Raw genomic sequence first — 12,647 nt, 5'->3', positions numbered from 1 at the left:
CGTCGCGACACTAAGTTGCCAAGTCGTTAGCTCGACCTCGTTAACGGCCTCGACCTGGTTAGCGACTTTCTGGTCAACGATTAATCGCAAATCGAATCCGCAGACACGGATAGGTTGCGATCTTCCCGAAGGGTGTGGGTAGCCTTGTCGCAGATGCCAACGGTTAGTAACTTTCCCACGGTGGGCGATACCGAATCCGTAATCGCGGTCGCACCGTCCGAGTCCGTGCCGGCCCAGCCGACACGGGACGCTGACGCGAGCCCGCTGGTCCGGATCCGCTCACTGCTGCCCGGGCTCGCCCGGGCCGAACAGCGTGTCGCGAAGGTCGTCCTCGAAGACCCGGCGACGGTCGCGCGGCGCAGCATCACCGAGGTCGCGCTCGCGGCGAACACCAGCGAGACCACCGTCACGCGCTTCTGCAAGGCGGTCGGCGTCGGTGGATATCCGCAGCTCAGGATCGCTTTGGCGGCCGACACCGCCCGGTCCGAGGCGCGGTCCAGCCGCAATCTCGGCGGCGAGATCGGGCCGGAAGACGACCTGGCCGCGGTCATCGGCAAGGTCAGCTTCGCGGACGCTCGTGCCGTGGAGGAGACCGCCGACCAGCTCGACGTCCCGTCGCTACAGCGCGTGATCGACGTTTTGGCGGGCGCGGGCCGTGTGGACGTCTACGGCGTCGGCGCGAGCGCGTTCGTGGCCGCGGATCTGCAGCAGAAGCTGCACCGCATCGGCCGGGTCAGCTTCGCCTGGTCCGACACGCACATCATGCTGACCTCGGCCGCCGTGCTGAGCCCCGGAGACGTCGCCATCGGCATCTCCCACACGGGCGCGACCACGGACACCGTCGAGGCGCTGCGTGTGGCCCGTGAGCACGGCGCGATCACCGTCGCCGTGACGAACTTCCCGCGTTCGCCGATCACCGAGGTCTCCGACCACGTGCTGACCACGGCCGCGCGGGAAACGACGTTCCGCTCGGGTGCGACCGCCAGTCGCATCGCGCAGCTGACCGTCATCGACTGCCTGTTCATCGGTGTCGCGCAGCGGCACATGGACGCGTCGGTCAACGCGCTCGACGCGACCAGGGACGCGGTGGGTTCGCACCGGCTGGGCGTTCGGCCCGACGGCAGGCGACGGCCGCGGGAAACCGGCAAATGAGCGAAAAAGTGAGGCGCATGATGACCGTCCCACGCCAGGTGGTGCACGTCGATTCGCCAACCGAACAGCGCAATCCACGGACGACCGACATCGACCTGATGTCGACCATGGGCATCCTCGGCGCGATCAACGCCGAGGACCGCCGGGTCCCCGAAGCCGTCGCCGCGGTGCTGCCGCAGGTGGCGCGAGCGGTCGACTTCGCCGTGGAAGCGCTGCGGTCGGGACACCGCGTGCACTACTTCGGGGCCGGTACCTCCGGCAGGCTGGCGACGTTGGACGCGGCGGAGCTCGTGCCGACGTTCAACGTGCCCTCCGACTGGTTCATCGCGCATCACGCGGGCGGCGCGCGCGCTCTGCGCCAAGCCGTCGAAGACGCCGAGGACGACGTGAAGGCCGGAGCCGCCGAGGTGGCCGAGACCGTCGTACCCGGCGACTTCGTGCTCGGGCTGACGGCTTCCGGCCGGACGCCCTACGTTCTCGGCGCGCTGGCCGCGGCCAGCCGTCGCGGTGCCCGGACCGCGCTGGTCTCGGGCAATCCGGCCGCGGTGATGCCGCCGGGTGTCGATGTCCTCATCGCCGTGGACACCGGCCCCGAGGCGATCGCCGGGTCGACCCGGATGAAGGCGGGCACGGCCCAGAAGATCATCCTCACCGCGTTTTCCACCGCGACGATGATCAAACTCGGCCGGACCTACTCGAACCTGATGGTCAGCATGCGCGCGACCAACGCGAAGCTGCGCGGAAGGACCATCAGGATCCTGCGCGAGGCCACGGGGATGAGCATGGCGGACTGCTCCGACGCGCTCACCGAGGCCGACGGCGACCTCAAGGTCGCGCTGGTCCATCTGTTGTCCGGCGAAGACGTCGCGAACGCGGCGAAGGCGCTGGCGAACAGTGATGGCCACGTACGCAAGGCTCTCGACTCCCTGCGGGTGCGCGCGAGCTGAAAAATCACTGATTGCCCATCACCTGCTCATCTGCTTAGGCTCTCAGGTATTCGCGACTGAGAGGTCGGGTGGTCATGAGCACCGGCGGACAGCCCCGTTCATCCCGACGCCTCGCGCTCACGCGACGCGAACGGGTGTCCGTCGCCGGGATGGCCGGGTTCATCCTGCTGCTCAACGTCGTGGGCTGGGGGGTCCTGACGCTTTTCGTGGCGCCGCGCCAGTACGAGCTCGGCGCCACGGGCGTGTTCGGGATCGGCCTCGGCGTCACCGCCTTCGTGCTCGGGATGCGGCACGCTTTCGACGCGGACCACATCGCCGCGATCGACAACACCACCCGCAAGCTGATGGCCGACGGGCAACGGCCGCTTTCGGTCGGCTTCTGGTTCTCCCTCGGCCATTCGACGATCGTTTTCGTCCTGTGCCTGCTGTTGTCGCTCGGCGTCCGCGCACTCGCCGGCGCCGTCGAGGACGACTCGTCGGCGTTGCACGAGGCGACCGGGCTGATCGGGACGTCCGTTTCGGCGGTGTTCCTGTACCTCATCGGGATCATGAACCTGGTCGTACTGGTCGGCATCGTGAAGGTGTTCCGGCGCATGCGGCGGGGCGAGTTCGACGAAGCGGCGCTGGAACGGCAACTCGACAACCGCGGCTTCATGAACCGACTGCTGCGCGGCGCCACCAAGGCGGTGCGCAAGCCGTGGCACATCTACCCGATCGGCGTGCTGTTCGGCCTCGGCTTCGACACCGCGACCGAGATCAGCCTGCTGGTACTCGCCGGCGGCGCGGCCGCGTTCTCCCTGCCCTGGTACGCGATCCTGGTGCTGCCGATCCTGTTCGCCGCGGGGATGACGCTGTTCGACACCGCCGACGGTTGCTTCATGAACTTCGCGTACGGCTGGGCCTTCGCGAAGCCGGTGCGGAAGATCTACTACAACCTCACCGTGACAGCGCTTTCCGTCGCGGTCGCGCTGCTCATCGGGACGATCGAGCTGATCTCGATCCTCACCGAGCGGCTGGGCATCACGACCGGACCGCTCGCGGCGATCGGGTCCCTGAGCCTGGACTACGTCGGCTACGCGGTCGTAGCGCTCTTCGTGCTCACTTGGGCCCTCGCGCTCTTCGTGTGGCGCTTCGCGCGTATCGAGGAGCGTTGGTCGACCAGGATCCCGGTCAAGTAGCCCTCTGACCTGCGGGAAGAGAGCAAGGGACCTTTGCTGTCACTTACTTAGCGTACCCACGCTAACGATAGCAAAGGTCCCTTGCTCCCACTTTCGATCAGGCGGGCTGGGCCACCCGCGTGCGCGAAGGGAGCGAAAGCGCGAAGGCGAGCAGGGCGATGAAGGCGGCAACGGGACCGATCCACCAGACGCCCGCCGACGACAGGACGACGCCACCCAGCGCGGCACCGAGGGCGCCCCCGGCGTAGATCGCGGAACCGTTGAGCCCCAAGGCGACCGTCGGCGCGTCGGGCGCCAGCGAGAACAGCCGGTGTTGCTGCGGCACCATCAGCATCCCGCCGAAGATCCCCGAAGCGAGCGCGAGGACCAGCGCGCCGGGCAGGCTCAGCACGGCGACGTCCACCAGCGCGAGTGTCACGACCGTACCGACGAGCGAGATCGCGCGGACGCGTGCGGGCCCGAGTGAGTCGGTGGCCCGGCCCGCGAAGGCGTTGCCCGCGATCTGCCCGATCCCGAAACCGATGAGCAGCCACGAGATCATCGCGCCCGCGGCGACCGGAGCGACCAGAACGGGCAGGTACACGAAGGCCGCGAAGCCCGCCGCGGTGCCGAGAACGCTGACGCCGAGCACACGCGCGATCGGCGGCCGCGCGACGACGGCGAGCCTGTCGCGCAGGGACACCGTCGGCATCCGGACACCGGGCAGCAACGGCACGAGCAGCGCCACGACCACCGCCACCGCGCCGATCCCCCACATCACCGCGCGCCAGCCGAACCAGGTGCCCGCCAGCACCCCGATCGGCACACCGACCACCATCGACACGCTCATCCCGGCGGAGACCGTCGCCAAGGCGCGGCCACGTCGCTCGTCCGACGCCAGGGCGCCGGCGAGCACATACGCGTTGGACTGGAACGCCGCGGCGCCGAGGGCGGCCAGCACGCGGGCGATGGCGACCACGGCGAAGGACTCGCCGAGCGCCTGCCCGGCCATGCCGATCGTGAACAGCACCATCCCGGCACCGAGTACCCAGCGCCGGTCGAGCCGTCCGGTGAACGCCGCGATGAGCGGCGAGGAAATCGCGTACGTCACGGCGAAGACCGTGGTCAGCTGGCCTGCGGCGGCTTCGGAAACACGCAGGTCGGCGGCGATGGTGGGCAGCAGCCCGTTCAAGACGAACCCGTCGGTGCCGACGGTGAACGTCCCGACGGCGAGTACCAGCAGAGCCCCCAAGGCGAGCCGATCATTTGATGATCGTCGAATCGTCATGGGAGGTATAGTGGCCGGACTATTCGATGACTGTCAAACAGTTGGAGCGAAGTGACCAGCACGCTGCCGCAGCCGCCGACCGGCGAAATCGAGATCGTGCCGGTGCTCCAGGCGCTCGCGGATCCCGTGCGCCTGGAGCTGATCCGCGCCCTGCGAAGCAATCCTTCGCCGCGAAGCTGCGCCATCACCGAGTACGACGTCGAGATCAGCGCGCCGACGCTCTCCCACCACTGGAAGGTCCTGCGCGAGGCCGGCCTCACGACCACCTTCGTCGAGGGCCGGACCCGCTGGGTCGAGCTACGGACCGAGGACATCCACGAGCGGTTCCCCGGGCTACTGGACGCCGTCCTCGCCTAACCGCCACTTCGCCGCGAGTTCCGCCGCCGCGCACACGCCGACGTCCAGCAGATACGGCCCCGCCTGCCCGCAACCGGCCGCCGGCGCGATCGGCTGACCGTGCCCCATCCCGGTGACGGCGTGCGTGTCGACGGTGGCGCCGACGTCCGTCCACTGCTCGGAAAGCTCACGCAGATTCATCGAAGCGACCGTGTAGTCCGCGGTCCCGTGCCAGACGCTGACCGGGGAACGCGCGCCCGTGCCCGCGGCCCGCACCTTGTCACCCCACTGCTTCGGGGTCAGATCCTTGCCGGGATTCATGCACGAGTAGGCGTCGATCATCGAAGCCGCGCAGCCGTACGGCAGGCCCGCGACGACACCACCGCCCGCGAAAAGTTCCGGATACGCCGCCAGCATCACCGAGGTCATCGCCCCGCCCGCCGACAGACCGGTCACGTAAGTCCGGCTTCCGGCCGCGAACCGCGCCATCTGCGCGATCGATTCGGCTTCCCCGAACCCGCGCTTGATGTCGCCCGCCTGGAACCAGGTGAAGCATTTGCTGAAGTTGTTCGCCGAAACCTGTTGTGGCAGAACGAGTTTGAACCGCAGCTTGTCCGCGAGGCCGATCCAGCCGGAGCCACGGGCATATCCGGCCGCGTCCTGGGTGCAGCCGTGCAGCACGACCACCGCCGGACGTCCGGACGGCAGCCCGTCGGGAACGTACTCGAACATCTGCAACGCACCGGGATTGCTCCCGAACCCGGTCACGGGACGGATCGCCGCCGCCTGTGCCGGAGTCGCGAAGAGAAGGACCAATGTCGAAACCACCGCGCCGATGAGGAGTTTTCGCATCATTTCAGGCTAAAACCGCCACGGCCCGGTTCCCACGTGGACGACCACCACAGCGACGGCCCGTTTTGTGTGGTCGCGCCGGGTACCGATCCGAAAGGCACGCGTTTACCGTCGGCCGATGCGGCTCATTCTGGTCCTCGCGATGATGCTGGCCCTGATCTCGCCCGCCGAAGCGGCGGCGAGCGGATGCGCGAACGTGCGCGTTCCGGGGGCCGCGAAACAACAACTGTCCTGTTTGGACGACCTGACGACCACCGGCACCCTGGCCACCGGGCACACCGTCCAGGCCGACTGGGCCGGGCTGACCTCGGCCGGGTTCCCCGTCCCCCACGGCGTTCCCGGGATCCAGATCGACGGCTACTTCCCGGACACCTCGACGGCCAACACCACGCACGGCTGGAACCACGACGCGCAGTTCGTGCTGCGGCTGCCCGATCGCTGGAACGGCGGTCTCGTGGTCTCGGGTTCGCCCGGCGTGCGACGGCAGTACGCGAACGACCGCGCGATCGGCGACCAGGTCCTCGCCGCCGGGTACGCGTTCGCCGCGACCGACAAGGGCAACACCGGCGCCGACTTCCACACCGGCGGACGGCGGCCCGGCGACGCGCTCGCCGAGTGGAACTCGCGCGTCACGCAGCTGACCCTCGCCGCGAAGGCCGCCGTCGCCCACCGTTACGGGCGCCTGCCGAGCCGCACGCTCGCCGCCGGGATGTCGAACGGCGGCTACCTCGTCCGCTGGCAGCTCGAGAACCGGCCGTGGCTCTACGAAGGCGGCATCGACTGGGAGGGCACACTTTGGCACGAGGACGGCCCGAACCTGTTCACCTTCCTCCCGCCCGCGATCAAGGCCTATCCCGCGTACGTCGCCGGTTCCGCCCAGGCACACCAGCGGATTCTCGACGCCGGTTTCGCGCCGGGCTCGGAATTCCTTTGGCAGTACCACAACGACGTCTACTGGGGGCTGACCCAGCGCATCTACCAGGCCGAATTCGACCCGTCGTTCACCGGGACCGACTACGACTACACCGCTCGCCCGCCGTCGGTGCATCGCGCGGTCGAACGGATCTCGCTGACCGGCCGGATCGGCAAACCGCTGATCACCCTCCACGGCACCCTCGACACGCTCCTGCCGATCACCCGCGATTCCGACGTCTACCAGCGGATGATCGCCGGTCAGGGCCGCGCCGGGCTCCAGCGCTACTACCGCATCGTGGACGGCAACCACGTCGACGGACTGTACGACGTCTATCCGGGCAAACTGCGCCCGATCGGCCCGTGCTTCCGGACGGCGTTCACCGCGCTCGAAGGCTGGCTCGACGGCGTCCGCCCGCCGTCCTCGGCGACGATCCCGCGCGCGAGCGGCGACCTCGCGAGCTCTTGCGCACTAAACTGATCTCATGGAATTCCAGGACGTCGTACGACGCCGTCGCATGGTCCGGAAGTTCACCGACGAACCCGTCGCCGAGGCGAGCCTTCAGCGCATCCTGCGCAACGCGCTGAAAGGTCCCTCGGCCGGATTCTCACAAGGACAAGGATTTCTCGTCCTGACCGGTGAAGAACTCGCCAAGTTCTGGGAGTTCGGAGCCAGCTGGGCGCCGGAATCCGTGACCACGGCACCGGTCGCGATCGTGCCGCTCTCGGTCAAGAACGCCTATCTCGACCGCTATGCCAAGCCCGACAAGGGTTTCGCCGAAGGTGACGACTCCTGGTGGCGCGTGCCGTACTGGGACGTCGACACCGGGATGGCGGCACTGCTGATCCTGCAGACCGCCGTCGACGAGGGGCTGGGCGCGGTGTTCTTCGGCCTCGCTCCCGAGAGCGTGGAGCGCCTTCACGGCGAGTTCGGCGTGCCGGAGGATCACGACCCGATCGGCGTCGTGGCACTCGGCCATGGCGACGAGCCCGGCCCGTCACCCGGCTCGTCGGCGACGACGGTCGCTCGACGCGACTTCTCCGACGTCATCCGGTTCGGTCATTGGTGAGGCGGTGCAGCCTGAGCGCGAGCTGGAGTTCCAGCGCGCGCTCGGGCGTCTGCCACTGCTCGCCCAGCAGCGACGCGATGCGGTCCAGCCGCTGCACGACGGTGTTGACGTGCACGTGAAGCAGTTCCTTCGCCCGCGTCAAGTTGCCGCCACAGGCGAAATACGCCCGTAAAGTGCCGATCAGATCCGTACCGCGGCGTTCGTCGTAGTCGAGGACCGGGCCGATCGTGGCCGTCACGTACGCGTCGAGATCGGCGTGTTCGCCGAGGAGCAGCCCGACGAACCCGAGGTCGGCCATGCTCGCGCCTTCACCCACCCGGCCGAGGGCGAGCAACGACGCGACACACCGCGCGGCCTCCGCGTGCGCCTCGGCCAAGGCCCGTGGCGAGGTGGCCGGTCCCGCCGCACCCACCGTCACCAGGCAGTCCATTGTGGACGCGAGCTCGGCGGCGACGGACCGGGCCAGCGCGCCGGCGTCCTCGCCGCGGACCAGCAGGACGACCTCGTCGGCGTGGACACCGACCAGATCCGCGTGCCGGGCGGCGGCCATGGCCAGCCGCCGCCGGGAGACGTCGTCGGAGTGGGCAATCAGCACCGCGTGCGATGTCGACAAGTCAACCCCCAGGCGGCGACCTCGTGCCAGCAGCGCGGCGGGATTGCGGCCCGGCGCGGTGAGCAGATCCGACAGCAGTTCTCCACGCACCTCGTCCTCGGCACGCGCGACGGACCGCCGCTGCATCAGCAGTACCGCGGTGACCACGCCGGCGCGCTCGAACAGCCGCCTGTCGGCCTCACCGAGGGACCGCCCGCCTCCCAGCACCAGGCTGCCGAGGAACTCCTGCCCGGCCTGGACCGCGCACAGCCAACCGTCCTCAGTGGACACTGCCCGTCCGCTCGCGCGGGACGCGGACACGGCGGCACGCGAGAGGCTCAGCTCCCCGCCGGTCCTGGCCAGCACGGCGCCGTCCGCGTCGTAGACGGCGATCCCGCCGCCGAGCACGTCCGCGACCGCCGCGGCGACCTCGGCCAGGTCGCCGCCGCGCAGCACGAGATCCATCAGCCGGTCGTGCGCGTCTTCGGCGCGGCGCATCGCGTCGTTGTGCGCGCTGATCGTCGCGTTGGCGGCGTTCAGCTCGGCGACCGCGCGCCGCGTCTCGTCGAGCAGATGCGCGTTGTCCAGCGCGATCGCCGCGTGGTCGGCCAGCGACGACAGCAGCGCGACCTCCTCCGGCGAGAACTCGCGCGTGGTCCGATCCGAGGCGAACAGCACCCCGATGACCTTGCTGCCGATCGCCAGCGGCACCCCGAGGATCGCTGTCAGCCCCTCGTCGAGCACGCCGGTGTCGATCGACGAAGTGTGGCGGAACCGCTTGTCGTTGAAGTAGTCCGCCGTCGCGTACGGCCGCGCGGTCTGCGCGACCAGCCCGCCGAGTCCCTCGCCCATTCCCAGCACGATGTCCTGGAACAGCGCGGAAACCGAGCCGTCGGTCACGCGGACGTAGGTGTTGCCCTCGGTCTCGTCGTTGAGGCTGAGGTACGAGACGTCCACACCGAGCAGAGCCCGCGCCCGCCGCACGATCGACCGGAGGACGGCGTCCGGATCGTCCAGCCTGGCGAGGTCGCTGGCCGTGTCGAACAGCGCGGCCAGCTCCGCCTCGCGCCGCCGGTGCTCGGCGACGGTGTCGCGGATCCGCAGCGCCAGCTCGGTGGCCTTCGGGTCGACGGGGACGTGCGCCAGCTGCTCACTGCCCGCCCCGGAGGCGAGCAGTTCGAGCAGCCGGCGCAAAGCCCTCGTCGTTTCCGCACCGTCCACAACGGTCATGCTGACACGTGACCGCGCTCCGTGAGAACTTCGGAGTGCAGGGATTCCCCCTTGGTCTCGCGGGCGGCGAGCAGCGCGATCACCGTCAGCACGCACATCGCGACGACGTAGAGCGAGACCGGGACCGTGCTGCCGAACTCCTTGAACAGCGCTACCGCGATGAGCGGCGCCACCGCGCCCGCCGCGATCGACGACAGCTGCCCGCCGACCGAAAGGCCGGTGTAGCGGACCCGCGTCGGGAACTGCTCGGAGAAGAACGCGGCCTGCGGACCGTACATCGCACCGTGCAGCACCAGCCCGACGGTCGCCGCGAGAATGATGACACCGGAATTCTTCGTGTCGAGCATCGCGAAGAACGCGAAGCTCCACACCGCCATGCCGATCGCGCCGAACAGATAGACCGGACGGCGGCCGATCCGGTCGGAAAGAATGCCCCACAAGGGAATGGTCAGGAAATGCACGGCCGAACCGATGAGCACCGCGTTGAGTCCCGCGGATTTCGGCAAACTCAATCCGGTGGTGACGTAAACCAGAATGAACGCGGTGATCACGTAGTACGAAACGTTCTCCGCCATGCGCGAACCGATGGTGATCAGCACCGCGCGCCAGTTGTTCCGGAACACCTCGACGACCGGCGCGTGCTCGGGCGCGCTCTTTTCTTGTGCAGCCAGGAAGACGGGCGATTCGCTGACCGCGAGCCGGATCCAGAGCCCGATCACCACGAGGACCCCGGAAAGCAGGAACGGGATCCGCCAGCCCCAGCTGAGGAACGCCTCGTCGGACTGGGTCGCGGCGAGGATCGCCAGGACCGCCGTCGCGAGCAGGTTCCCGCCGGGGGCGCCGCACTGCGGCCACGACGCCCAGAACCCGCGGCGCTTGTCGTCACCGTGTTCGGAGACGATCAGCACCGCGCCGCCCCATTCGCCGCCGAGGGCGAAACCTTGGACCAGCCGCAGCAGCGTCAGCAGGATCGGCGCCAGCACGCCGACGGTCGCATACGTCGGGAGGATGCCCATCGCGCAGGTCGAACCGCCCATCAGCAGCAGGCTCAGCACCAGCAGCTTCTTGCGGCCGACCCGGTCCCCGAAGTGCCCGAACACCAGCCCGCCGACCGGCCGCGCGAGGAAGCCGACGGCGTAGGTCAGGAACGCGAGCAGCGTGCCTGTCAGCGGATCGTTGGTGGGGAAGAACAATTTGCCGAACACCAGCGCCGCGGCGGAGGTGTAGAGGAAGAAGTCATACAACTAGATGCCTGGTGGATGCCACCTCGGGGTCTATGGGCTCAAAGGTGCTCTGACCTGCGTTTTTCGGCCGGTTGTGTCCCGTTGTGTCCGGCCGTGTCCTGACGTCTGACGGCCTGTAGACGGCCTGGCCCTGATCTTGGGATGGCTGCCAGGTCCTCGGTTCGAGCCGGGTTGACCTCTGCCGATACTCCCGCGAGTCGATGACGGCGGTTGAGTTGTTCGGTGCCTCTTTGCCCCCGTTTCCCTCGTCCAAGCTGCTTCTAGCGCCGGTTCGGTCGTGTCAAGGCACGCTTTCCCGCCTTGATGCGGGCGGACCGGTGTTAGACGCTCAGAAGCGAGGGATCCCCTGGTGACCACGGTGTCTTTCAGACGGGGAGCTTCGGCGATAGCCCATGTGATGTAACTGCTTCAGGTGCTCTCGTGGGCGGGGACGGCGGTCGCTATCGTCATGAGATGGGAGCGTCAGAGCGCGGTTTGCCTGTCGAGGTGATCAAGAGTCGAAGACTGATTGCCGAGAGCTACGAACTGATGGCGACCGGCCGTGAGCTGATCATTGTTAGCCAGGACCTGATTGCCCAAAGTCGTGAGTTGATCCCCACGCGTGAGGCGAATGGGTACATGGGCGATCACCGCTCGCGTGACCTTGGCGAGCCGGGGTGATCTGGCTGTGTTGCTCCTGGTGCTTCGTCGTCGTTGGCGGCGCGCTGCGGATGCTGCCCTACGGCGGGCTCGCCCGGCGGCGCCTGCCGAGAGCGGAGCGGTAGGCCGGCGTCGCCTCTTGGGCGAAGCCCGCCGAACGGCAGGTGACCCGCGCGCCGCCAACGGCGGCGCCTTGATCCCATAGAGCCAAATTCGGCAGCAAAAAGCCCGGCCAGAAGACCGGCCGGGCTCAGTGCTGCGTGGCGCTAGTGGATATCCATGACGTAGCGGAGTTCGTAGCGGTCGGCGGGAAAGAGAATGTCGGCCGTTTCGACGGCTACGTCCTCGGCGCCCCACTTCTCGACCCTGCGAAAGGTCTGGGTGATCTGCACGACCGGCCGGTTGGTCGCGATGTCAAGAAGTTTGGCTTCCTCGACGGTGGGCGTGCGGATATCGAGCTTCTCTTCGACCTGGTTCACGAAGATCTTGATGGCGGCGAATCGATCAGCTACACCCTTAGCGGCATGCGGTCCCTCGTGCGGCAGTTCGATCTCAGTGCCGCCGGTGATCGCCAGGGGCTCCCAGGCATAGCTGCTGGTGACCGGCTGAGGCGGATTACCCATCCGGATGAAGTACCGCGTACAGGTGACAGGATCTCCCTCCTCGATGCCGAGACGTTCCGCAATGTTCGCGGGAGCGGTCGTCCTGGTCGTGTGGTGCTCGACTGCCATCTCGACGTCGGAGGCTTCGGCCTCGCGCACGTACGTACGTGCCTCTTGTCCCTTGAAGTAGCGAATCGGAGCGATCCGGGTCAACTTCTCCAGGCGACGAACGAAGACCCCCTTGCCTTTGACGCCATTTGCGAAGCCCCAATCTCGTAACTGGCGCATGGCGGAACGTGCGGTGATTGGCGAGACGTCGTGTATGTCGCAGAGCTGTGCTTCGCTTGGCAGCTTCTCGCCGTCCTGTAGCTCCCCGCTGACGATCTTCTGGCGGTACTCCTTGGCGATCTTCTTGTAGAGGGGTTCGTCGTTGTCCGGCCACTCCGGATGGTCGCCGAACATCAGTTCTGACATGTCGTCCTCCCTGGGCGCGTTGTCAGTGAGTGTCTCATGAACCTCGTATGTTGACAGCTTCTCATACGAGGTTTAACCTCGTATACGAGGTTGCTTCGGTGGGAGTAGCCGCAGGCCCGGGAGGCGGGCACCAGACGAGCAAGGGACACATC

Annotated in this window: 12 protein-coding genes; 7 read left to right on the top strand and 5 right to left on the bottom strand. The window is 67.9% G+C overall.

The genetic code is table 11. The features are described 5' to 3' along the window. The first annotated feature begins 180 nt into the window (after positions 1–180). From ACLJRM_RS10630 to ACLJRM_RS10620, 3 genes are all read left to right on the top strand, one after another. Positions 181–1,152 carry a MurR/RpiR family transcriptional regulator gene (locus ACLJRM_RS10630; RefSeq protein WP_233222922.1) on the top strand — a complete coding sequence of 324 codons (972 nt, stop codon included), beginning with the start codon at positions 181–183 and terminating at the stop codon, positions 1,150–1,152. 17 nt (positions 1,153–1,169) lie between these two features. Next, entirely contained in the window at positions 1,170–2,099 is a 930-nt protein-coding gene (locus ACLJRM_RS10625; protein ID WP_101611117.1) for an N-acetylmuramic acid 6-phosphate etherase, read from the top strand. Between the two features lie 74 nt (positions 2,100–2,173). Further along, on the top strand, positions 2,174–3,277 hold the full coding sequence (locus tag ACLJRM_RS10620) for a HoxN/HupN/NixA family nickel/cobalt transporter (RefSeq protein WP_410662919.1): 1,104 nt from the start codon (positions 2,174–2,176) through the stop codon (positions 3,275–3,277). A gap of 97 nt (positions 3,278–3,374) precedes the next feature. On the opposite strand, the gene ACLJRM_RS10615 is transcribed toward ACLJRM_RS10620, so the two are convergent. Next, complete coding sequence (locus ACLJRM_RS10615) at positions 3,375–4,544, bottom strand: MFS transporter (RefSeq protein WP_410662918.1); 1,170 nt, start codon at positions 4,542–4,544, stop codon at positions 3,375–3,377. 51 nt (positions 4,545–4,595) lie between these two features. Here ACLJRM_RS10615 and ACLJRM_RS10610 point away from each other — a divergent pair, with 51 nt between their 5' ends. Then, entirely contained in the window at positions 4,596–4,901 is a 306-nt protein-coding gene (locus tag ACLJRM_RS10610) for an ArsR/SmtB family transcription factor (protein WP_101611120.1), read from the top strand. Here ACLJRM_RS10610 and ACLJRM_RS10605 read toward each other — a convergent pair. Further along, positions 4,878–5,735, bottom strand: coding sequence for an alpha/beta hydrolase family esterase (locus ACLJRM_RS10605; RefSeq protein WP_410662917.1), 858 nt, complete (start codon positions 5,733–5,735; stop codon positions 4,878–4,880). The genes ACLJRM_RS10610 and ACLJRM_RS10605 overlap by 24 nt on opposite strands. 115 nt (positions 5,736–5,850) lie before the next feature. Between ACLJRM_RS10605 and ACLJRM_RS10600 the strand changes: the two genes are divergently transcribed. Beyond that, a complete protein-coding gene (locus tag ACLJRM_RS10600) occupies positions 5,851–7,125 on the top strand; it encodes a tannase/feruloyl esterase family alpha/beta hydrolase (protein WP_410662916.1) in 1,275 nt (424 codons plus the stop codon). Positions 7,126–7,129: 4 nt separating this feature from the next. Next, positions 7,130–7,714 (top strand): nitroreductase family protein, encoded by a 585-nt coding sequence (locus ACLJRM_RS10595; protein ID WP_410662915.1) that lies wholly within the window; start codon positions 7,130–7,132, stop codon positions 7,712–7,714. Here ACLJRM_RS10595 and ACLJRM_RS10590 read toward each other — a convergent pair. Together ACLJRM_RS10590 and ACLJRM_RS10585 are read right to left on the bottom strand one after the other, a co-directional pair. Next, positions 7,692–9,536, bottom strand: coding sequence for a helix-turn-helix domain-containing protein (locus ACLJRM_RS10590; protein ID WP_410662914.1), 1,845 nt, complete (start codon positions 9,534–9,536; stop codon positions 7,692–7,694). The genes ACLJRM_RS10595 and ACLJRM_RS10590 overlap by 23 nt on opposite strands. Then, positions 9,533–10,780, bottom strand: coding sequence for an MFS transporter (locus tag ACLJRM_RS10585; protein ID WP_410662913.1), 1,248 nt, complete (start codon positions 10,778–10,780; stop codon positions 9,533–9,535). Before ACLJRM_RS10585 ends, ACLJRM_RS10590 begins: the two co-directional genes overlap by 4 nt. A gap of 453 nt (positions 10,781–11,233) precedes the next feature. Between ACLJRM_RS10585 and ACLJRM_RS10580 the strand changes: the two genes are divergently transcribed. Continuing rightward, entirely contained in the window at positions 11,234–11,440 is a 207-nt protein-coding gene (locus tag ACLJRM_RS10580) for a hypothetical protein (protein WP_410662912.1), read from the top strand. 245 nt (positions 11,441–11,685) lie between these two features. On the opposite strand, the gene ACLJRM_RS10575 is transcribed toward ACLJRM_RS10580, so the two are convergent. Further along, positions 11,686–12,495, bottom strand: a complete 810-nt coding sequence (locus ACLJRM_RS10575; RefSeq protein ID WP_410662911.1) for a GntR family transcriptional regulator — start codon at positions 12,493–12,495, stop codon at positions 11,686–11,688. Between the last annotated feature and the right edge of the window lie 152 nt (positions 12,496–12,647).

This window comes from Amycolatopsis sp. lyj-84 (genome assembly GCF_046549075.1).
Classification (GTDB): domain Bacteria; phylum Actinomycetota; class Actinomycetes; order Mycobacteriales; family Pseudonocardiaceae; genus Amycolatopsis.
This window is presented reverse-complemented; position numbering and strand designations above follow the sequence as displayed.

Coding starts and splice junctions, on each gene's coding strand:
- ACLJRM_RS10625 (WP_101611117.1), top strand. CDS start 1,170: ATGATGACCGTCCCACGCCAGGTGGTGCACGTCGATTCGCCAACCGAA.
- ACLJRM_RS10620 (WP_410662919.1), top strand. CDS start 2,174: ATGAGCACCGGCGGACAGCCCCGTTCATCCCGACGCCTCGCGCTCACG.
- ACLJRM_RS10615 (WP_410662918.1), bottom strand. CDS start 4,544: ATGACGATTCGACGATCATCAAATGATCGGCTCGCCTTGGGGGCTCTG.
- ACLJRM_RS10605 (WP_410662917.1), bottom strand. CDS start 5,735: ATGATGCGAAAACTCCTCATCGGCGCGGTGGTTTCGACATTGGTCCTT.
- ACLJRM_RS10600 (WP_410662916.1), top strand. CDS start 5,851: ATGCGGCTCATTCTGGTCCTCGCGATGATGCTGGCCCTGATCTCGCCC.
- ACLJRM_RS10595 (WP_410662915.1), top strand. CDS start 7,130: ATGGAATTCCAGGACGTCGTACGACGCCGTCGCATGGTCCGGAAGTTC.
- ACLJRM_RS10590 (WP_410662914.1), bottom strand. CDS start 9,536: ATGACCGTTGTGGACGGTGCGGAAACGACGAGGGCTTTGCGCCGGCTG.
- ACLJRM_RS10580 (WP_410662912.1), top strand. CDS start 11,234: ATGGGAGCGTCAGAGCGCGGTTTGCCTGTCGAGGTGATCAAGAGTCGA.
- ACLJRM_RS10575 (WP_410662911.1), bottom strand. CDS start 12,495: ATGTCAGAACTGATGTTCGGCGACCATCCGGAGTGGCCGGACAACGAC.